The organism is Nocardia sp. CA-084685, assembly GCF_050955785.1.
Lineage (GTDB): Bacteria > Actinomycetota > Actinomycetes > Mycobacteriales > Mycobacteriaceae > Nocardia.
The window spans coordinates 6,139,596-6,160,443 of record NZ_CP192094.1 but is presented as its reverse complement, the minus strand read 5'-3'; the positions used below and the strand labels follow the sequence as shown (position 1 = coordinate 6,160,443).

18 protein-coding genes are annotated in these 20,848 nt (G+C 66.6%); 8 read left to right on the top strand and 10 right to left on the bottom strand.

Features of this window, described 5'->3' with window-relative positions:
• Window positions 1-4 precede the first annotated feature (4 nt).
• A complete protein-coding gene (locus ACQP2U_RS27460; RefSeq protein ID WP_433710100.1) occupies window positions 5-727 on the top strand; it encodes a sensor domain-containing protein in 723 nt (240 codons plus the stop codon).
• A 332-nt stretch (window positions 728-1,059) separates the two neighbouring features.
• Here ACQP2U_RS27460 and ACQP2U_RS27455 read toward each other — a convergent pair whose 3' ends face one another.
• Entirely contained in the window at window positions 1,060-1,305 is a 246-nt protein-coding gene (locus ACQP2U_RS27455) for a hypothetical protein (protein WP_433710099.1), read from the bottom strand.
• A 63-nt stretch (window positions 1,306-1,368) separates the two neighbouring features.
• Between ACQP2U_RS27455 and ACQP2U_RS27450 the strand changes: the two genes are divergently transcribed.
• Complete coding sequence (locus tag ACQP2U_RS27450; RefSeq protein ID WP_433710098.1) at window positions 1,369-2,622, top strand: DUF4192 domain-containing protein; 1,254 nt, start codon at window positions 1,369-1,371, stop codon at window positions 2,620-2,622.
• Window positions 2,623-2,710: 88 nt separating this feature from the next.
• Here the strand turns inward: ACQP2U_RS27450 and galE are convergent, their stop codons facing one another.
• Both galE and ACQP2U_RS27440 read right to left on the bottom strand, forming a co-directional pair.
• Window positions 2,711-3,691, bottom strand: coding sequence for a UDP-glucose 4-epimerase GalE (galE, locus tag ACQP2U_RS27445; RefSeq protein ID WP_433710097.1), 981 nt, complete (start codon window positions 3,689-3,691; stop codon window positions 2,711-2,713).
• 3 nt (window positions 3,692-3,694) lie between these two features.
• Window positions 3,695-4,381 carry an iron dependent repressor, metal binding and dimerization domain protein gene (locus ACQP2U_RS27440; RefSeq protein WP_433710096.1) on the bottom strand — a complete coding sequence of 229 codons (687 nt, stop codon included), beginning with the start codon at window positions 4,379-4,381 and terminating at the stop codon, window positions 3,695-3,697.
• 198 nt (window positions 4,382-4,579) lie between these two features.
• Here ACQP2U_RS27440 and ACQP2U_RS27435 point away from each other — a divergent pair, with 198 nt between their 5' ends.
• Together ACQP2U_RS27435 and ACQP2U_RS27430 are read left to right on the top strand one after the other, a co-directional pair.
• Entirely contained in the window at window positions 4,580-5,857 is a 1,278-nt protein-coding gene (locus ACQP2U_RS27435; protein ID WP_433710095.1) for an acetoin utilization protein AcuC, read from the top strand.
• Entirely contained in the window at window positions 5,850-8,618 is a 2,769-nt protein-coding gene (locus tag ACQP2U_RS27430; RefSeq protein ID WP_433710094.1) for a GNAT family N-acetyltransferase, read from the top strand. Before ACQP2U_RS27435 ends, ACQP2U_RS27430 begins: the two co-directional genes overlap by 8 nt.
• A 733-nt stretch (window positions 8,619-9,351) precedes the next feature.
• Here the strand turns inward: ACQP2U_RS27430 and ACQP2U_RS27425 are convergent.
• From ACQP2U_RS27425 to ACQP2U_RS27415, 3 genes are all read right to left on the bottom strand, one after another.
• Entirely contained in the window at window positions 9,352-10,320 is a 969-nt protein-coding gene (locus ACQP2U_RS27425; RefSeq protein WP_397028468.1) for a sigma-70 family RNA polymerase sigma factor, read from the bottom strand.
• A 194-nt stretch (window positions 10,321-10,514) separates the two neighbouring features.
• Window positions 10,515-12,032: a DUF7059 domain-containing protein gene (locus ACQP2U_RS27420; RefSeq protein WP_433710093.1), complete on the bottom strand. Its 1,518-nt coding sequence runs from the start codon at window positions 12,030-12,032 to the stop codon at window positions 10,515-10,517.
• A 72-nt stretch (window positions 12,033-12,104) separates the two neighbouring features.
• Window positions 12,105-12,845 (bottom strand): VOC family protein, encoded by a 741-nt coding sequence (locus ACQP2U_RS27415; protein ID WP_433710092.1) that lies wholly within the window; start codon window positions 12,843-12,845, stop codon window positions 12,105-12,107.
• Window positions 12,846-13,121: 276 nt separating this feature from the next.
• Between ACQP2U_RS27415 and ACQP2U_RS27410 the strand changes: the two genes are divergently transcribed.
• Window positions 13,122-14,399: an MFS transporter gene (locus ACQP2U_RS27410; RefSeq protein ID WP_433710091.1), complete on the top strand. Its 1,278-nt coding sequence runs from the start codon at window positions 13,122-13,124 to the stop codon at window positions 14,397-14,399.
• A gap of 202 nt (window positions 14,400-14,601) precedes the next feature.
• Here the strand turns inward: ACQP2U_RS27410 and ACQP2U_RS27405 are convergent, their stop codons facing one another.
• Complete coding sequence (locus ACQP2U_RS27405; RefSeq protein WP_397030160.1) at window positions 14,602-14,955, bottom strand: DUF3099 domain-containing protein; 354 nt, start codon at window positions 14,953-14,955, stop codon at window positions 14,602-14,604.
• A gap of 172 nt (window positions 14,956-15,127) precedes the next feature.
• Between ACQP2U_RS27405 and ACQP2U_RS27400 the strand changes: the two genes are divergently transcribed.
• The gene (locus tag ACQP2U_RS27400) at window positions 15,128-15,361 is read left to right on the top strand and encodes a DUF3039 domain-containing protein (RefSeq protein ID WP_062989131.1); all 234 of its coding nucleotides are present in this window, start codon (window positions 15,128-15,130) and stop codon (window positions 15,359-15,361) included.
• Here ACQP2U_RS27400 and ACQP2U_RS27395 read toward each other — a convergent pair.
• Window positions 15,337-16,518, bottom strand: a complete 1,182-nt coding sequence (locus tag ACQP2U_RS27395; RefSeq protein ID WP_433710090.1) for a YihY/virulence factor BrkB family protein — start codon at window positions 16,516-16,518, stop codon at window positions 15,337-15,339. The two genes, ACQP2U_RS27400 and ACQP2U_RS27395, sit on opposite strands and share 25 nt — an antisense overlap.
• A gap of 288 nt (window positions 16,519-16,806) precedes the next feature.
• On the opposite strand from ACQP2U_RS27395, the gene ACQP2U_RS27390 reads away from it, so the two are divergent.
• Entirely contained in the window at window positions 16,807-18,465 is a 1,659-nt protein-coding gene (locus ACQP2U_RS27390; RefSeq protein WP_433716597.1) for a DEAD/DEAH box helicase, read from the top strand.
• A 67-nt stretch (window positions 18,466-18,532) separates the two neighbouring features.
• Here ACQP2U_RS27390 and ACQP2U_RS27385 read toward each other — a convergent pair whose 3' ends face one another.
• Window positions 18,533-19,141 (bottom strand): TetR/AcrR family transcriptional regulator, encoded by a 609-nt coding sequence (locus ACQP2U_RS27385; protein WP_433710089.1) that lies wholly within the window; start codon window positions 19,139-19,141, stop codon window positions 18,533-18,535.
• Window positions 19,142-19,248: 107 nt separating this feature from the next.
• On the opposite strand from ACQP2U_RS27385, the gene ACQP2U_RS27380 reads away from it, so the two are divergent.
• Window positions 19,249-19,989 carry an SDR family NAD(P)-dependent oxidoreductase gene (locus ACQP2U_RS27380; protein ID WP_433710088.1) on the top strand — a complete coding sequence of 247 codons (741 nt, stop codon included), beginning with the start codon at window positions 19,249-19,251 and terminating at the stop codon, window positions 19,987-19,989.
• 11 nt (window positions 19,990-20,000) lie between these two features.
• Here the strand turns inward: ACQP2U_RS27380 and ACQP2U_RS27375 are convergent, their stop codons facing one another.
• The gene (locus ACQP2U_RS27375; RefSeq protein ID WP_433710087.1) at window positions 20,001-20,813 is read right to left on the bottom strand and encodes an AraC family transcriptional regulator; all 813 of its coding nucleotides are present in this window, start codon (window positions 20,811-20,813) and stop codon (window positions 20,001-20,003) included.
• Window positions 20,814-20,848: the final 35 nt, after the last annotated feature.

The window sequence follows — 20,848 nt, the reverse complement described above, 5'->3', positions numbered from 1 at the left end:
AGCGGTGACTGTGCCGAATTCGACGTGCAGCGGACCACGCGGATTCGGGGTCTCGGGTTGGGTGCCCATCGCCGCGGGTGCGGTGCTGCTCGCCGGCTGCGCGTCGTCGGTGATCGGACATCCGGTCGGCTCCCGGCCGAGTACGGTGACCGGGCATGTGGCGGCAGAGCTTTCGACGCTGCTGCCCGATCCGGGGAAGTTTCCGGCCGAATACGAGGCCGTGGTGTTGTCGCCGGAGGCGGCCGCGCAGGCGGCGGGGGATCTGACCGGGGTCGGGCGCGGTGCGACGGTGCAACCCGAGGGATGTATCCCGCCCGCTCAGCAATTCGGTCAGAATCAGACGGCCATCGCGGTGGGTACCGACAACCGGACGCGCGCCACGCTGACCGTGGAATTGACCAGGACCGGACAGCCATTATCGGCGTTGCGCGAACATTTGAAGCAGTGCCAGCAGGTGCACGTGAGCCGGGCGGGGACGACAACGATAGTGACCACCGAATTGCAGCAGCCGCCGCCGATCGATGCCGACGACACGCTCGCGCTGCGTCGCATGGTGGTGCCACAGGTGAGCGCCGCGGGGTTGACTCAGTCGATGCAGACGCTGACCGGGCAGGTCATCGATGTGCGAGTCACGGTGACGTACATGACATTCGGCGATGCGAGGCCGGATACAGCGGCGTTGGACGAGCTGTTCACTACGGCGGTGCGGAAGGTCGAGAAGGGATGAATGCGGGGAAGTTCCAGCGAGCGGCCGCTGGAGCTCGCGCCGGACAGTAGCAGGTGGCACCGACATGGCCCCCGCCGTTCTGGTCTCTGATTCCGGATTCGTCCACAATCCAAGTGTTTTCCACAGGGCAATTCGGTCCCGCGATATCCCCAGGTCAGCGTCTCGGGCTCCGAGATGGGTGCGCGCACTCTCGATGCATGACGACTTCCACGAACGCCGCTCCCGCCTTCGGCGACCCAGGTGATGGCGCATATCAGCGCGCCGGTTTTTGCCCGAGCCCCGCCGTTCACATCCGCAATTCCGCCCACCCGTCGCGTTTCGGCGACTCGGGTCTACGCGATGTCGAGCATCCTCGCGACGGTCTGGCCACGGGCGGCGAGATGCGAATCGGCCAACCATCGGAGATGTCTGATGCCATATGGCCCCGTAGCGATGCTGGTGCGGATCATGGCATGGATACCGGCAAGCCGGGGGACTATCGAGCCGCCGGTCATCCCGGTGCGGCCACGGGCGTAGCGGACCCCGGGGTACAGGTTGACGAGCCAGATGACATCGCGGATTCGACTGACATTACCCATGTGGCGCGTTTTGCTGAACCAGCGGGCGACAGCCTTGGGGCGCAGGCATATCCCATATGGCCAGTGGACGAGGTCTCGGCCCGAATCGATTCGATGTCCTTCTTCGACCCGGATGTCGACGACGAATCGCCGGAATGCACACGTGGTTTCGGAAAAGAGATGCGCCTGGGAATCTGTGCGGAACCGCCGCCGGAATTCGGGGATCGAATTTCGGGAGATTCGCTGCATGTCGATGATCCCGGTGAATTGATTGTGGCGGTGCCCGCCATGGTCGGATTCGTGCCGGAGCGGTCGCTGGTGGTGGCGGTGCTACACGGTGCGACCGACGCGGAGCAGAGTCCGATCATCGATGCGGTGGTGCGGTTCGATTTGGATCAGGAGGGTGGTAGTCGACGCGGCCTCGCAGCGGCGTATGCCGAGTGTGTTTCACATATCTGTGCCGCGGAGGGGGCGACGGAAGTGCTCGCCGTGATCGTCGATGACCGGGCGCGCGAACCGCGACGCACGCGCCGAAACGGGACGGGGAGTACGGGGCCGTGGGGCGCGCTCATCGCGGCGTTCGCTCGGCGACTGGCGCGGGCCGAGGTATACCTCGAGGGAGCCTGGGCGGTGCGCGCCATCGAGGCGGAGCAGCGATGGTGGAGTCTGCTGGACGCGAACCACCGTGGGACGCTGCCGGATCCGGCGACGTCGATGGTGACGGTGGCACATGTGCTCGAAGGACGGCCGATCCGGGGAACCCGCTCGGAACTCACCGATCTGGTCGCACCGGATGATGAGCTGGCCCAACAGGTCGCGGTCCATCTCGACAGCGCCCGCGCACTCGCGCACGAGCGATATGCGGCCGCCGTCCGGCGCGGTGATCCCGACGTATATCACCGCCGGGCGCTGGAACATATGCTGTGGCAGATCGCCAACATCGACTCCGGTGTGGCCCTCGCCGCCCGCGAATACGCGGAACTGGCCGCGGCATTGCGCGATCGGACAGTGCGCGACTCACTGTTCGGACTGGCGGTCGGAGCTCACGCCGCCCCAGCCGAAACCCTGTGGGTGGCATTGACACGTGTGCTGACGGGCAGCGACCGTGCCGACGCCGCAACACTTCTCGGCTACAGCGCATACATCCGCGGTGACGGACCGCTCGCAGGCATCGCGTTGCAAGCGGCTCTAGACGCCGACCCTGCTCACTCCATGGCGAGTCTGCTGGAGATCTCCCTGCGCACCGGGATGCGCCCGGATACGCTGCGCCGCCTTGCCTACTGCGGGCTCGGGATCGCTGCGGACCTCGGGATCGAACTGGGGCCGGTTGTTCGGTGAACCCAGGCTCGGGCGGTCAGCGGTGAGTCACATGGTGGTTGAGGCAAGTACAGCACCACCATGTGACCGCGCTCGATAGTGAGCCGACTTACTTCGCGCTGTGTGCCAGCGGACCGAGATCCCGCAGGAATTCCCAGGCATCGGCGACGATTTCGTCGAGATCGTTGTGCTTGGGCTGCCAGCCGAGGTCGGTGATGGCGCGATCACTGGACGCGATCAGCGTGGCCGGGTCGCCGGCGCGGCGCGGTGCGTCCTCGGCGACGATGGGCAGGCCCGTGACACGCTCGCAGGCCGAAATCACCTCGCGGACCGAGAAACCGGTGCCGCTACCGAGATTGAAGATGCGATGGGTACCGGACTCCGCCGAGCTGAGGGCCAGCAGGTGGGCATCGGCGAGATCGCGGATGTGGATGTAATCGCGGACCGCGGTGCCGTCGGGCGTGGGCCAGTCGGTGCCGAAGACCGAGATCGCCTTGCGATGACCGAGGGCGACCTGAAGCACGAGGGGGATCAGATGGGTTTCTACCACCCGGTTTTCGCCGAGGCCGCCATAGGCGCCCGCGACGTTGAAATAGCGCAGGCTGGTCGCGGCCAAGCCGTGCGCGATCGCATAGGAAGTGATGGCGTGATCGATGGCCAGCTTGGAGGCACCGTAGGGGTTGGTCGGCCGGGTCGGCGCGTCCTCGGTGATCGGCACCTGTTCGGGTTCGCCGTATACGGCAGCGGTCGAGGAGAAGACCAGTCTCGGCGTTTCGGTGCGACGCATCGCCTCCAGCAGCTCGAGTGCCTTCACAACGTTACCGTGCCAGTACTTCTCCGGCTGCAGCACCGACTCACCGACCAGCGACTGCGCCGCGAAATGCAGAACGCCGTCGAAGGATTCGGCCTCGAGCAGTTCGGGCGCGGCGACTGCGACGTCACCCTCGACGAACCGAGCCTCGGTGGGCACACCCTCGGCATTGCCGGTCGACAGATCATCGACCACCACCACCTCGTGCCCCGATTCGAGCAGAACCTGCGCGCAGACGCCACCGACATAGCCCGCGCCGCCCGTGACCAGAAGTTTCACGCCTCAGACCAACTTCACCTGGACGGCGTGGGCCATTTCGTCCGAGAGCTCGAAACCCGTGTGGCCGGGCACGGTGATAACCACCGAACCTGGCTTGGTCTCGACCGTCACACGGGCGTCGGGCACCACGCCCGCCTCCCGCAGCTGGCCGATGACCTCGGGATCGGTCTGGATGTGCTCGGCGAGGCGACGCACCACGACCGCGTGCACCTGTCCGTGCGGCAGATCCGACAGCCGCACCAAGGTCTCGTCCGCTCCGCTCGACGGGATGATGCCCAGTTCGTCCAGCCCCGGAATCGGGTTGCCGTAGGGGGAAGTGGTCGGGTGGTTGAGCACCTCGACCAGCCGCCGCTCGACATCCTCACTCATGACGTGTTCCCAGCGGCACGCCTCGGCGTGCACGTTCTGCCAGTCGAGCCCGATGATGTCCACGAGCAGCCGCTCCGCGAGGCGATGCTTTCGCATGACCGCGACCGCCATGCTGCGGCCCTTCTCGGTCAGTTCGAGATGGCGATCACCGGCGACAAGCAGCAGACCGTCGCGTTCCATCCGGGCGACGGTCTGGCTGACCGTCGGGCCGCTTTGCTCGAGGCGCTCGGCAATGCGCGCACGCAGGGGCACCACGCCCTCTTCCTCGAGGTCGTAGATGGTACGGAGATACATCTCCGTGGTGTCGACCAGATCCTTCACCTGTTACCCCTTCGTCGGCACGAATTCTACCCACGCACGTCGGCACCCCCGCGTGCCGCGTGGTCTCGCGCTACACCCGTGACTGCGCTGTGGGAATCCTGTCGGCGCACGGCCTGTCACCGTGTTCGCTCTTGCATGTATTTCTACTGCATACGAACGTCCAACGGGGCGGTTACCTTCCCGCGTAGCGTTGCGATCATGGCCACTGCACCGCACGGCGAACAGTCCGCGCCGCTCGACGAAGGTGATCTCGAGGCGCGATCCGGAACCGTCGTCTGGACCGATCGTTTCCTCGATTACGCGTGGACGCCGGAGCACCCCATGAAACCGGCACGCCTGCAGTTCACCATGGCCTTGGCGGAAAGTCTCGGATTGCTCGACGGTGTCGAGCGATTGGTGCCCGAGCGGGCCGAAGTGTCCGATTTGCTACGCATCCACACCGCGGACTACATCGAAGCCGTCGAACATGCCACACCGCCCGCGGGTGCGCCGCTCGCACCTCCGTACGGCCTCGGCTCACCGGACAACCCGGTATTCCCGCGGATGCATCAAGCGGCCTCGGTGATCGTCGGCGGCACATTGACCGCCGCACGCGAGATCGCCCAGGGGCGGACCCGCCGCGCGGTGAGCATCGGCGGCGGCATGCATCACGCGATGCCGGATTCGGCGGCCGGATTCTGCATTTACAACGATGCGGCCGTGGCCATCTCCTGGCTGCTGGAAAACGGATTCGATCGGATTGCCTACATCGATGTCGATGTGCATCACGGCGACGGCGTTCAGCGCGCCTTTTACGGCGACCCGCGGGTGCTGACGATCTCGATTCATCAGCATCCGGCCACCCTGTGGCCCAATACCGGTTGGCCGGAGGAGACCGGCCACGGCGCCGCCGAGGGCACCGCGATCAATCTGGCGGTCCTGCCGGGCATCCGGGATCCTCAGTGGCTGCGCGGCTTTCACGCGATCGTGCCCGGTGCGCTGGCGGCCTTCCGTCCGCAGATCGTGGTCAGCCAATGTGGTGTCGATACCCATCGTGAGGACCCACTGGCCGATATGGAACTCACCGTCGACGGCCAACGCGCCGCCTTCATCGCGATGCGCGATCTCGCCGACGAATACGCCGAAGGCCGTTGGCTCGCCGTGGGTGGCGGTGGCTACGGCCTGGTGCGGGTGGTGCCGCGTGCCTGGACGCACCTGCTGGCGACCGCGCTGGATCGCACTATCGCACCGGAAACCGCGGTGCCGCAGGACTGGATCGATATGATCCGATCCGCGGCGCCGAGCGTAGACCCACCGCGCACCATGAGTGACGGTGGTGACACCGCCTACCGCCCATGGGATGGTCCCGGCGGCACCGGGGAAACTGGAGACGCGCGCATCGACCGTGCGCAACGTGCAATCGATACGGCCGTATTGGCTACGCGCCGAGCGACCTTCGGGTTGCTCGGCCTGGATCCGGAGGACCCCCGTGACTGAAACCCCGCCCGTCCCGGACTCCCCGAGCACGCCCGCGGTGCCGCCACCGCCGCCGCAGCACTGGTTCGCCGATGTGCTCGCCTCCGATGGCGGCGTGGTGCGACTGCGCCCGATCACGCCCAATGATGCCGAGCGGCTGCAGGAATTCCACGCGGCGCTATCGGATCGTTCTCGATATCTGCGCTACTTCGGTCCGTACCCTCGCATTTCCCCCAAGGATCTGTACCGCTCCACCCACGTCGACCACCACGACCGGGTCGGACTGCTGCTGGTACTCGGTGAGGCGATTATCGCGGTCGGCCGCTATGAACTGCTGACCGACCGCACCGGAGCCCGCGCCGCCGAAGTCGCGTTCGTGGTGGCCGACGAACACCAGGGACGCGGACTCGGGTCGATTCTGCTCGAACATCTGGCGGGGGCGGCCGCGGAGAACAAGATCGAGACGTTCGTCGCGGAGGTGCTCGCGGAGAACACTGTGATGGTCACCGTATTCCGCGACGCGGGCTATCAAGTGGAGCGCGCTAGGGACGGTTCGGTACTGCATCTGGAATTCGCCATCGATCCCACCGAAGCCCTGCTCTCGGTGCGGGATTCGCGTGAGCGCGCTTCCGAGGCGCGCAGTGTCGGTAATCTGCTCGCGCCGCGTTCGGTCGCGGTGATCGGCGCCACCATGGGCCCGGCCCGGGTCGGCGGAGTGATCTTGGCCAATTTGCTGTCCGGGGTGTTCCAGGGGCCGGTGTTCCCGGTCAATCCGAATCGGCGATCGGTGCGTGGGGTACGGGCCTACCCGACGGTGCGCGATGTTCCCGATGAAGTGGATCTCGCGGTGGTCGCCGTGCCACCCGAGGCGATCAGCTCGGTTCTGGACGACTGTATGGCCAAGGGCGTCAAGGGATTGGTGGTGCTCACCGCGGGCTTCGGGGAAACCGGCGAGGATGGTGTGGTTGCCGAACACGAGTTGGTCGCCGCGGCGCGCGGACACGGAATGCGGGTGGTCGGGCCGAGTGCGCTCGGCATCGCCAATACCGATGCCTCGGTTGCATTGAACGCGACCCTGGCCTCGGTGCTGCCCGGGCGCGGGCGCATAGGGTTCTTCTGTCAGTCCGGGCCGTTGGGTGCGGCCATCCTCGGTGAGGCCGCCGCGCGCAACCTCGGGTTGTCGACCTTCGTCTCGGCGGGTAATCGCGCGGATGTGTCCGGCAACGACTTACTGCAGTACTGGGACAGCGACTCGGCCACCGATGTGATCCTGCTGTATCTGGAGAGCTTCGGTAATCCGCGCAAATTCTCCCGGATCGCGCGTCGGGTCGCGCGGAGTAAACCGATCGTCGCGGTAAGCAGTGGACGTTTGGCAGCGCGGTCCCAGCCGACCGGTGATATGGACCGATCCATTGTGCGTGACCTGTTCGCGCAGTCGGGAATCGTTCAGGTGGATTCGATTTCGGAGCTGTTCGACTGTGCGGCGCTGCTGGGTTATCAGCCGCTGCCGGCGGGGCCGCGGGTCGCTGTGATCGGCAATAGTGCGGCGTTGAACTGGCTGGCCGTCGACGCCGCGCGCGGTGAGGGGCTCGAGGTTCGACGACCCGCCGCCGTCCCGTACGACGGCGTTCGGCGCCCGCGCCCGACCGAGCGCGGGGTGGACGAGGAGTCGACCGGCGATCCGGTGAGCCTGGGGCCGGACGCGACGCCCGGTGCCTACCTGGACGCGGTGGTCGCCGCGCTGCGCTCGGATGAGATCGACGCGGTCATCGTGGTTTTCGCGCCGCCGGTGCCGCTGCCGATGGCCGGATTCGCCGATGCCATTCGCGAGGCCGCGGCGGCCGTGCCCGATGCGGCGAAACCTATTCTCACCACTTTCGTTGCCGAGCAGGGGATTCCGAATCTGCTGGCCATGCGTGGTCCGGCCGGTACGGCGGTGCGTGGCTCGATACCGTCCTATCCGGATCCCGAGCGCGCCGCACGAGCGCTGGCCAGGGCGCATCGGTACGCACAGTGGCGCACGAAACCGGTGTCGACGGTGGTGCGTCCGGCGGGTATCGACGCGGAGCGGGCCGAGCGGCTGGTCGCGCGCTGGATGAGCGAATCCGACGGGCGTTGGCTCACCGACCTCGAATCCGTCGATCTATTGGATTGCTACGGAATTCACGTCGTCGAATTCCGCGAGGTCCGCAGCGCCGATGAGGCGGTCGCTGCGGCCGAGGAACTCGGCTATCCGGTCGCGGCCAAGGCGACCGGCGAAATGTGGCGGCGGCGACCGGATCTCAGCGGAGTTCGATTGGACCTGTGGCGACCGGAGGCCGTTCGGCAGGCCTATTCGCATCTGGTGGAACTATGCGGTGATCCCGCCGTGCACATCCAGAAGATGGCCAGCCCTGGCGTCGGCTGTGTGCTGCGAGTGCAGGACGACCCGTCCTTCGGTTCGGTCATCGAATTCGGACTCTCCGGCATGATTATCGAACTCCTCGGGGACCGCGCCTACCGCGCCCTCCCACTCACCGCCGACGAAGCGACCGCCCTCATCGACGCCCCGCGGGCGGCCCCCCTCCTCTCCGGCACCCCCGCAAGTCCCCGCGTCGATAAACCCGCCCTGGTCGAACTCGTCCAACGCGTCTCGGCCCTCTTCGACGACCTCCCCGAAATCCGAGAACTATCCTTCGATCCCGTCCTCGCCTCCGCCAACGCCGCCGCAATCCTGTACGCCCGAGCCCGCTTCGGCCCCCAACCCAGCCGCTTCGACTCCGGCCCTCGCCGCCTCGGCTGAGGTCCCGTCCGCCCCCGACCATGCGAGCCCGCCGTCACTCAATGCGCCGATCTGCCACCAACGCGCGCATCGAAGTCCCATGTCAGCGGTGCGAATCGCCAGCGGGTTCACACCTGAAGCAACCTGCCCGCCATAGCGCGCAGATACCGCCAGCGCAGGGGCAGATATCTCCGCTCTCGCCGGATAGCTACTTCAGCGGTATCCGCCGTGGTTTCTGGCATCCCGCCGCGTCGACTGTTTGCTGCGCCGGTGGCGAGTGATCCGTGGCGACGGGTGTGGGAGATTCGCCTTCACTCGCCACCAGACCCCGACCTTCGTAAACCTCTACTGCACAGCGACTTTCACCCGATCCTGTTGCGTAAGGATGTCGATCTGGGGCGCGGCGTGCCAACTCGACGTGCCGATGCCGCTCGCTAAGGCAAGCGCACAACTTGTCTTGGCCAGCATCGGCAACGGCCGCGGGGAAGAGGATTTCGCGATTCTGCCGATGCGCAGGCCGAGAACTCCGCACTCGCACTGACACCGGAGAACCTCACGGTCGACGATGGACTCGGGGGTCTTGAATGAGGTTCGCCGACCGGCTCGCGCGAACCCGGAGGGGACGGGACGCGCGGACACCGGTCGGCGTTTCGAGGTGACCGTCTCGGGTCACCGAGCCGGACGCCGGACCGGCCTCGGAGCAGTCCGGCGTCATGGGCACGTGCCGGGATGACCGGTACGAGTTATTGCGGGATCAGCTGGCGTAGGCGCGCAGGCGATCAGCCCGCTCACCCTTGCGCAGCTTCGACATGACCTCACGCTCTATCTGACGAACACGCTCGCGGGAGAGTCCGAAGAGCTTGCCGATCTGGTCGAGGGTGCGCGGCTGGCCGTCGTCCAGGCCGAAGCGCAACCGGATGACCTGCTGCTCACGCTCGTCCAGGGTGGCCAGCACGCTGCGCACATCGTGATGCAGGAGTCCGGCGATCACGGCGGATTCGGCCGAGGTCGCCTCGGAGTCCTCGATGAAATCGCCCAGCGGGGCCTCTTCGTCGTTGCCGACCGGCATATCCAGGCTTACCGGGTCGCGGCTGTGGTCCAGCAGATCCGAGATCTTGTCGACCGGAATACCGGACTCGTTGGCGAGTTCGGCATCGGTTGCCTCGCGACCGAGCTGCTGATGCAGTTCGCGCTTGATCCTGGCCAGCTTGTTGACCTGCTCGACCAGATGCACGGGCAGGCGGATGGTGCGGCTCTGATCGGCCATACCGCGGGTAATGGCCTGGCGAATCCACCAGGTGGCATAGGTGGAGAACTTGAATCCCTTGGAGTAGTCGAACTTCTCCATTGCCCTGATCAAGCCGAGGTTGCCCTCCTGGATCAGGTCCAGCAGCGGCATACCGCGGCCGGTGTAGCGCTTGGCGAGGGAGACCACGAGCCGGAGGTTGGCTTCGAGTAGATGCGAGCGTGCCGACTGGCCTTCGCGAACGATAATGGCCAGATCGCGCTTGCGGGTGGCCGACAATCGCTTGCCGGTCTCCAGCAGATGCTGCGCATAGAGGCCCGCCTCGATGCGCTTTGCCAGCTCGACCTCGTCGGCTGCCGTGAGCAGTGCGGTACGGCCGATCCCGTTCAGGTACACACGTACCAGGTCGGCTGCAGGGCTCTGGGCGTCGAGGTCCGAATCGCTGGTGCGCACACGAGTGGTGGCGGGGCTTGTCATGACTTGCCTCCTGTCGGTGGTGTCTCACTCCGAATAACGGACCCGACAGGTAGAAAGTTCCCCGCTATTGCTCCGATAAACCGCTCTGAACTGCGGTTTCCGTCACTTGCGTCTGAGAAGTTCCTGAGAACCCCACCCTGTCGGAACAACCCGTGCGCGAAGCGTCGGGCGGGACCGGAGTGGTTGCCGCTTCGTTACACGGGTCGCACCAAACCGTGGCGAACCAATCCGGCCACCACGGATAATGCGTCGGCCGCGAACTCCTCGGTGATTTCGCCCGATCCGTGGGCGAGCGCGAGCAGTTCTATCAGCTCTTGTAACGGCAAACCCTCAGCGCGCATTCCCGCGACGAGTGCGATGGTGGACTCGTCCACCTCATGCTGCCAGCGTGGACCGTCCCCGCGGTGCAACCGTGCGACCTGCTGCTGCCAACCGAATTCGCCGTGCAGATAGACCCGTTCCAGCGCGGTCGCGGAATCGACCACGAAACGTGTTGACCAGACGAGGTTTTCCTCGGCGGCGGCGCGGCGCAACCAGGCCGAGCGTTCGAAATACGCGGTGGCCTCGGCGCCGAGCGGATCGTCGAAGCCATGCATCAGATCCTCGGCGAGCAGTTCGGTCGGACCGTCGATGGCGTGCAGATAGACGAAGCCGAAGCCGATGGCATCGACATCGGCGGCGCTGAAGGCGTCGAGCCACTGTTCGGCGCGAGCCTGTGCGGCCGGGTCGCGCGGATCCAAACCCGCGTCACGCAGCCATGTTCCGACGTAGAGGGCCGGATCGGCGACATCGCGTTGGACCACCCAGGCATCCACGCCGTGCGCGGGCAGCCATGACGAGACGCGCTGACGCCAGTCCTCGCCGTCCACATGCACCCAGGCGGCGAGCATCGCGGCGGTGCCACCGGGGGCGAGCAGGTTGGCGGCCTGTGAGATCACCAATTCGCTTGCGCCGTCGAGGGCGAGCCCGGAGTCGCGGTAGGTGTGCTCTATGCGGGCTGGTCCGACGACGAAAGGCGGATTGGCCACCACCTGGTCGAAGCGCCGACCGGCCACCGGTTCGAACCAGGAACCAGGCAGCAGTTCGATATCGAGTCCATTGAGTGCCGCAGTCGCCTCGGCCAACCACAGGGCGCGCGGATTCACGTCGGTCGCGGTCACCCGGTCCGCATACGCGGCGGCGTGGACGGCCTGAACGCCGCAGCCGGTACCCAAGTCCAGAACCGAACCGACGCGGCGAGTCGGAGTGGCGCGCAGCAGCGAGAGGGACGCGTGGCCGACGCCGAGCACATGATCCTCGGTCAGGGTGCGTCGCGACATCGAATCGTCGAGGTCGGACAGGATCCAGCGAGTGCCTTCGCCCGCGTCGAGCGGACGAAGGTCGAGTGCAGCGCGCACATCGTCGACGTCACGGGTGAGCAGGCCGGCCGCCACCGCACGGTTGATATCAACCGGTGCCAGTGCGGCCGCGACCTCGCGTTCGGGCAGTGCGTCACCGAGCAGCAACAGGCGGATCAGTGTGCCGAGCGTGCCAGCCCGGCGAGCGGCTCGTCGCACCGGTACCGGCTCGGAGCGGCCCAGGGCGGCGTGCACGTCGGGGCCGAGCACTTCCAGCAGGATGTCGGCGTTGTACCCGACGCGGGTCAGCGCGGCCCGAAGATCGGGGCACAGCGCGGTGAGCAGCGATCCGGTGGTCGTCTGGTTGGTAGGCACACCGGTACTCTGCCACCGCGACACACCGGCAACCGAAACGTGCTCCTCGTGTCACATGGACAGCGCCCGATCTCAGACGCCGTTCGGGTCGCGTCCGGTAATGCAGTAGGGCGCGTCGGCCGGATCGGACATGACGATCCACTGTTCATGGCGCTCGACCAGCGTCGCGCCGAGGGACTCGTGCCATGCGGCAGTGGCGTCGACATCGGCGGAGGCGAGGTCGATGTGCGCGCTGGCGGGCCGGTCCGCGCCGAGGCGCTGCAGCAGAAGCTGGACGGGCATCGGCTCCTTCGCGCGCAGCCGGGCGAATTCGGGCAGGCGGCCCTGCGTCAGGTCCCAGTTGGTGAGGGTTGTCCAGAAGCGGGTTTCGGCGGCGTAGTCGGTCGGGCCGATGTCGAGGCAGACCTGATCGAGGCGGGTGAGAGTGCCCTCAGGCGCGCGCACGGCCGGGGCGGGAGTACCCTTCGCGCGACCATTCGGGGTGAAGCAGAAGATCTGACCGCCTGGGGAGCGCAGCACCGCGTAGCGCTTGTGGTTGGCGACCAGTTCGGCGTCGAGGTCGAGTGCGACGCGGACCGCGGCGGCGACATCGTCGACGTCGAGATCCAGGTGCACCCGGCCGAGTCCGGTCACCGCTTGCATCTTGACGCCCGCATCGGCGAAGAGTGCGGGATCCGGTAGGAGCGTGAGGAATTCGTCGTTCTCACCGCGTCGCGGCGAGAGTTGGGTGTCGGTGATCGTCGACCAGAATGTCGCGCATTCGTCGAAACGTTGCGTCGGGCGGTCGAGGAAGGCCCAGACCCACCGAATCATGCTTTCTCCTGTTTCCTGGCGGGAGTTCCCGTGCCGCCATCGGCGTGCAGTTGTCGCATCTTCCGGCGATTCGGTGCCGCCCGCGCCGAGTTGGCGCGGATGTGTCGCACATCACTGATGTTGAGAGACTTCCCGTCTCCTACCCCCGCCACAGAGTAGGTGTTCGCCCGCGAAGCTGTCGAGCCGGTTTTGGATCGGCCGTATCTGGCACGATCTTGGCGGTTTATGGCATTGCGGCCACTCGTTCGACGGGCGACATTCCGGCACGCTCAGCGGGTGACTGAACTGCAGACGCCTCCGGTACTTGTCGATTCCGTGCCGAGGCGGCTGCATCCCGCCTGGATCGTCGCCGGTGTTGGATTCATCGCGCTCTTGGGCGCGGCGGCGTTCCGGTCGGTGCCGAGTGTGCTGCTGGATCCGCTGCACGAGGAGTTCGGCTGGTCGCATGGCACCATCGGGGCGGCGGTCTCGCTGAACCTGCTGTTGTACGGGCTGATTTCGCCGTTCGCCGCGGCGCTGATGGACCGTTTCGGTATCCGCCGGGTGGTGGCATGCGCCCTGGTACTCGTCGCGGCGGGTAGCGGACTGACCGTGTTCATGACCCAGCCTTGGCATTTGGTGGCGACTTGGGGCCTGTTGGTCGGGGTCGGAGTCGGATCGATGTCCATGCCGTTCGTCGCGACGATCACCGGCCGCTGGTTCGTGCGCCAGCGCGGACTGGTGACCGGTGTGCTCACCGCGGCGGGTGCTACCGGGCAGCTGGTCTTCCTGCCGCTGGTATCCGCGGTGGCACACGCACACGGTTGGCGGGTGCCCTCGCTGATCGTCGCGGGTGTCGCGCTCGCGGTGGTGCCGCTGGTCCTGCTGTTCATCCGCGACTTCCCCAGCGACGCAGGCGTTTCCGCGTACGGTGCCGAACCCGGCAGCACGGTGGGACTGCGCGTGCAGGCGACCGGCGGTGCGACCCGCGCGCTGACGGTCTTGGCCACGATCGCACGCAGCCCCGGATTCTGGCTGCTCGCAGGCGGATTCGCGATCTGTGGCGCATCGACCAACGGCCTGGTCGGTACCCACTTCGTCAGCGCCGCACACGATCACGGCATGCCGCCAACCACCGCCGCTGGCCTGCTGGCACTGGTTGGCATCTTCGATGTGGCGGGCACTATCTTCTCCGGCTGGCTCACCGACCGGGCCGACCCCCGCTACCTGCTGGTGGGCTACTACACACTGCGCGGACTGTCGCTGCTGATCCTGCCCTCGTTGTTCGCGCCGGACGCCCAGCCGAGCATGTGGGTGTTCATCGTTTTCTACGGCCTGGACTGGATCGCCACCGTCCCGCCCACGGTCATGCTCTGCCGCGAACTCTTCGGCGCCGACGGCCCCGTCGCGTTCGGCTGGGTCTTCGCCTCCCACCAAATCGGCTCCGCCATAGCGGCGACCGGCGCCGGCATCATCCGCGACGTCCAGGGCTCCTACAACCTCGCCTGGTACATCGCCGGTGCGCTCTGCGCCGCCGCAGCACTCATGTCCGCAGGGATTCGCCGCCACCCCTGAATCCGGCCCCCGGGAATGCGCTGGTGGCGAGCCCTCTCGAAGAGGCAACTCCACCAGCGCATGGTGATCGCTCGTCCAGCTCGGTATCGGTGTGTCGGCGCCCGTGTGTGGCGTTATTTCTCGTGCCCGGGCCTCTGCACGGCCTTCGGCTGGCGGCTTGTCTTCGACCTGCCGGCCGTCGAACCTCGCCCCGAGACCGTCGTCAGGAGTCGATAGCCCGGTGCGGCCGCGATTCGATCGCCGTACGCGGCCGGTCCCAGCGACTGGGCTCGTCCTTACGGCGCGGCGGCCGGTCATTCGCGATCAGGACCGCGATCCAAGGCAACGGAATCGAGGCGGCGATGATCAGGATCGAGAGCAGCGCATTGCTGAAAGCGCTGTAGGCGATCGCTGCCAAGATCAGGCAGGGAATGCGGAACGCCATGATGATGGTGTAGCGGCGGACCCTGGAGCGGTGCTGATCGTCCAGTGACGGCGCGGCCTCGGTGATCAGCACCGGGTGCTTCTCGTCATTGCCGGGGAAGTAGCCGGTGGTCTTGCGGGGTGACGTCGGCATCGTCACGTCCGGGCGATCACCGCTGCCGATGTCGTCGGCGTCGGGGGTGTCGCCGTACTGCTGCATACCCTGAGTCTTCCACTGTCGAGGGCACACCGCACATGGCCTGGTCAGCTGGATTAATACCGACCGTCGTCAGCCGAGCCGGCGAGTATGCGGCATCATGGAATCCGTGAGTACCGACACTCTGGTTCGCCCGGATACGACCACCGACGAGACGACGGGCGACGACACCCCGAAGTTCTTCCACTACGTGAAGAAGGACAAGATCGCCGAGAGCGCCGTCATGGGCACCCACGTGGTCGCCCTCTGCGGTGAGGTCTTCCCCGTGACGCGCTCGGCGAAGCCCGGCTCGCCGGTCTGCCCGGAGTGCAAGAAGGTCTACGACGGCTTGCGGAAGGGCTGAGAAGGTGACGAACCGCCCGGCGCGCTGAGCCGTGCCCGGGCGGCACCGACGCCGTTGTCCCCTGTCTGCTCGGTCGGCCGCTGAGCCTCCGGGGGTTTCTCTGCGCCCGGATCATCGTGGTCGGTATCGGAGTCGTCCCCGCCCAACTGGTTGGACAACCATTCCTTCACTTGATCGATGCGAGTGCTGCGTGCGGGCCAAAATTCCTGCACCGCGGCATTGAATTCCGCGCCGAGGATGACCGCGAAGCCGAGGAAGAACGTGAAAAGTAAGAACGCGATCGGGGTCGCGAGCGCGCCATAGCTGACGCCGGTCCTGGTGACCCAGGCCAGATAGCGGCGCAGCCCTTCGCTGGCGGCCATGAAGAACACGCCGGCGACCAGCGCCCCGCCGAATAAGCGATGCCACGGCAGCGATTTGTGCAGCGCCAGCTTGTACAGCGTGGTGAGCCCGATGATCAGCACCAGGCCGACTCCGGGGTAGTAGAACGAGTCGATCAATCGCAGCCCGGGTTCGCGCCACGAGTCCGGCAGCACCCGTCCGATCAGTGTCGGACCCAGCGCGATCAGCGGCAATAGGAACACCGCGACCACAAGGAACAGCACATACAGCAGCAAGGCGAAGATGCGCTGCCAGACCGGATGCCGGGCATCCTGCTGCCCATGCGCCTCGACTATCGAATCCACGAAGGTCGACATCGCCGAGGATCCGGCCCACAGCGACATGACGAAACCCACCGAGACGAAGGCGGCGCGTCCGCGACTGAGTACATCGGTGACGGTCGGTTCGATCAGATCGCTCACCACACTCGTACTGAACAGGTCCCGGCTGAACGCGATGATCTTCTGCTGGACGATCTGCACGGTGTCGGGTCCGAACCACTCCCCGACGTAACCCAGGCTGCCGAGCACCCCGAGCAACAGCGGTGCCAGCGACATCGTCTGCCAGAACGCCGCGGCTGCGGATTTGGCGAAGATCGAATCGTCCCATGACTTCACTGCCACCCGCACGACGAGTTTGCCACCCTGTCGCGCAACCCGCGTTGCGACCCTGCGGATATAGGTCGCCGCGGTGGGTTCCGCGCAGCCGCCGCCGCTGTGGATCGGCTGGTCGCCGGTCCCCGAGGGGCGGTGCGGTAGGGCACTGTCGTCGGTCATGATGCCTACAAGCATCGCGCATCCGAGCATATTGTTCCGGTTTGCCATGGCATCGAGTCGATGGGAAGCAGATGAATACGGCGTGGCGCACGGCTCGGCGTGTGATGCCGGTCGCCCACGCCGCGTCGGTTTGGCGACACACCATGGGAGACAGCTAGGGTCGTCTGCGTGACTGTGTCGGGTGGCGCCGCTGTGGCGGGAGAAGCGGAAACACCGGGCGATTCGCAAAAATCGAGCGCCGCGGGTTCCACCGGTGGTTCGCTACGCGCTTGGCAGCGCCGGGCTCTGATGAAGTACTTGTCGACCAAGCCGAGGGACTTCCTCGCGGTGGCGACGCCGGGCGCGGGTAAGACCACCTTCGCCCTGCGGGTCGCGGCCGAACTGCTGGCCGACCGCACCGTCGACCAGGTCACCGTGGTCGCCCCGACCGAACACCTCAAACACCAGTGGGCCCAATCCGCGGCCCGCGTGGGCATTCAGCTGGATTCGCGCTTCTCCAACGCGACCGGTGCGACCTCCGGCGACTATCACGGCGTCGTGGTCACCTACGCGCAGATCGCCTCGCATCCCGCGCGGCACCGCGTCCGCACCGAAAGACGCAGAACCCTGGTGATTCTGGACGAGATCCACCATGCTGGCGATGCGAAGTCCTGGGGTGATGCGACCGCCGAGGCTTTCGGTGACGCCACCCGCCGACTCGCGCTGACCGGCACCCCGTTCCGCAGCGATGACAGTCAGATCCCGTTCGTCACCTATGAACCCGATGAGGGCGGTTTCCCGCGCTCGCGTGCCGACCACTCCTACGGCTACGCCGAGGCATTGGCCGACGGCGTCGTCCGACCGGTCGTCTTCCTGGCGTATTCCGGCGAGGCACACTGGCGCGACAGTGCGGGGGAAGAGTATTCGGCCCGTCTCGGTGAGCCGCTGAGCGCCGAACACACCGCCCGTGCCTGGCGCACCGCCCTGGATCCGGCCGGCGACTGGATGTCGAAGGTGCTAGTCGCCGCGGACACCCGGCTGCGCCAGTTGCGTGCGACCGGTATGCCCGATGCCGGTGGTCTGGTGATCGCCACCGACCAGGAGCGGGCCCGCGATTACGCCGAACTGCTGGAACATATTTCGGGGGAGCGCCCGGCGGTGGTGCTGTCGGATGATCCGTCCTCCTCGGACCGGATCGCCGAATTCAGCAAGAACACCCAGCCCTGGATGGTCGCGGTGCGCATGGTGTCCGAGGGCGTCGACGTGCCGCGTCTCGCGGTCGGCGTCTATGCGACCAGTGCCTCGACACCGCTGTACTTCGCCCAGGCCATCGGCCGGTTCGTGCGTGCGCGCAAACCCGGCGAGACCGCTAGTGTGTTCCTGCCGTCGGTGCCGGTGCTGCTCGATCTGGCCGCGCAGCTGGAGCTGCAGCGCGATCACGTCATCGGCAAGCCGCACCGCGAGCAGAACGGCCTCGAAGACGCCCTGCTGATCGATGCGAACAAGCAGAAGGACGAGCCGGGCGAGGACGAGAAGCCTTTCGTCGCACTAGCCGCCGACGCCGAGCTCGACCAGGTGATCTACGACGGGTCCTCCTTCGGCACAGCCACTTTCGCGGGGAGCGCGGAGGAGGCGGACTACCTCGGGATTCCCGGACTGTTGGATGCGGAGCAGATGCGGGCGCTGCTGCGGGAACGTCAATCCAAGCAGCTAGCCGAACGCGGTGAGGCGGCGACGCCCGATCCTGGCCCGCAGGTCGCCTCGGCCGCCGAGCGGGTCGCGACCGCGGACAAGCTCGGTGAGCTGCGTCGCGAACTCAACAGCCTGGTCGCCATGCACCACCATCGCACCGGCAAGCCGCACGGTGTGATCCACGGTGAGTTGCGCCGCGAATGCGGCGGTCCGCCAACGGCATTGGCCACCGCTGACCAACTCGGTGAGCGTATCGCCGCCCTGCGCCGGAAGTAATCACGGCGCCATTGCGTACGGCTGTGACTGCATATGTGCAATTGCTTGGGCCAACAGGTCCTAGCTATCAGCGTGCGATGGCCGGTGCGGGCCACACCGCCATGGCGCAGTCGATGGATTGGGTGAGTTCGGCGTGTGACGCCCCGTCGCGGGCTCGGATGGACAGGCCGTACAGCACCGTGGTGTAGAAGCTGGCGAGGGCCGCGGTATCGGTATCCGGCGGTAGATCACCTTCCGTGACACCGCGATCCAGGCGTTCGCGGATGTCTTCGATTGTCTGGCGGCGTTTTTCGACCAGGAAGTCGCGGATGGTTTCGCTGCGCGTGGTGTAGGTGGAACCTGCCAGCACGACCATGCAGCCGTGCGGTTTTTCCTCGTGGGTATAGGCCATGGCGTTGTCGCGCAACATGGCTTCGATGCTCGCGCGAGCGGTGGGTTCCTCGCGCAAGGCGCGTGCGGTGTAGCCGCCTTCGGTCTCGCCGTACAGCCCGACTGCCGCGCGGAACAACTCTTCCTTCCCACCGAACGCGGCGTACAGACTCGGTGAATTGATGCCCATCGCCGCGGTGAGATCGCTCATCGACGAGCCCTCGTAGCCGTGCTCCCAGAACACCTCCATGGCGCGACGCAGCGCGACCTCGCGATCGAATGCGCGTGGACGTCCACGTTCGGCCATGGCCCGTTCCTTTCTGTGTCGATCGTTAAATATACCTCTTGACCCCGTCGCCGCCGATGCGCTTAGCTACTTATGTACTGATCGACACAGAATTAGGAGGAGTAGCGATGTCGGATCTGACGGGCAAGGTGGCGTTGGTGACCGGGGGCAGCCGGGGGATCGGAGCGGCGATCGTCCGGCACCTGGCCGCCGCAGGCGCGGACGTGGCGCTGACCTACCAGCACAACGAGTTGCAGGCGAAATCGGTGGTCGCCGAGGCGGAATCGGCGGGGCGACGCGCGATCGCCATCCAGGCGGACAGCGCCGACGCGGGCGCGGTCGTCGCGGCGGTGCATCGGGCCGCGGCCGAACTCGGCAGACTCGATGTGCTGGTCAACAACGCGGGCATCTTCCTGGCCAAGCCGTTCGAGGAGTTCACCGTCGAGGAGATCGACCGCGCGCTCAACATCCACGCGCGGGCGGCATTCGTCGGTGCGCAGGCAGTGGTCGAACATATGACCGAGGGCGGGCGCATCATCAGTATCGGCAGCAACCTGTCCGAGCGCGCCGCGTTCGGTGGACTCGCGCTGTACAACCTGAGCAAATCCGCACTCAATGGATTCACGAAAGCCCTTGCGCGTGAACTCGGACCGCGCAGCATCACGGTCAATCTGGTGCAGCCCGGCTCCACCGACACCGATATGAACCCCGCGGACGGCGATCACGCCCCGTACCAAATCGGCCTGACCGCCCTCGGCCGCTTCGGCACCACCGACGACATCGCAGCCACCGTAACCTTCCTCGCCGGCCCCTCCGGCCGCAGCATCACCGGCGCGACCTTCACCGTCGACGGCGGCACCAACGCCTGATTCCGCTGCGATTACCCGGCGAAGTAGCGGCCGGGGGAGATGCCGACGGTGCGGCGGAAGGCGGCGACGTAGGCGCTGGGGGTGGCATAGCCGACGCGGCCCGCGACGCGGGCGATCGGCAAGCCTTCGGCGAGCAGGGGGAGCGAGGCTGCTAGGCGGATCTGGGTTCGCCACTGGCCGAAGGTGATTCCGGTTTCGGCGAGGAACAACCGGGCCAGGGTGCGGGGACTGGTGGCGGCGTCGGTGGCGAGTTCGTTGAGGGTGCGGGAGTCGGCGGGGTTCCGGGTCAAGACGTCGGCAACCCGGACGGCTCGGGCATCTATTGGTCGGCGCGCGCCTACGGGAATCACGTCGACCGGCTCGAGAAGATCGAAGACCACCGCTTCCGCGCGTTCGCGTCGTGCGAGGGCGGTGTCGAGTCCGGTGAGATGGTCGAACAGTTCGCGCAGCAACGGCGATACGCGCAGCATCGTCGGCGTGGTCAATGAGACCGGGCATCGATCGGGTGCCACATAGATGCCCCGCATGGTCGCGCCCTGGGTGGTTCCGGTTCGGTGCCGGGTGCCGCCGGGGATCCACAGGGCGCGGGTCGGTGGCAGCACCCAGTATCCGTCGCCGATTTCGACGGCGATGACACCCCGTGCCGCCCAGGCTATTTGGTGCTGCGGATGTTCATGGGTGTCGAACCAGTAGCCCGCGGACATGACGCCAGCGCCGAAGACCATGGCGGTATCACCGACCGCGGCCCGGAACACCATGGACCCGTCGTCCGGCTGGGGTGTGCCGGGTTGGCCGGGCACCAGGAATTGGCTGTTTCGCGACACAACTTGTCACCGTAGCCTGTCGTGGTCACCGTCGG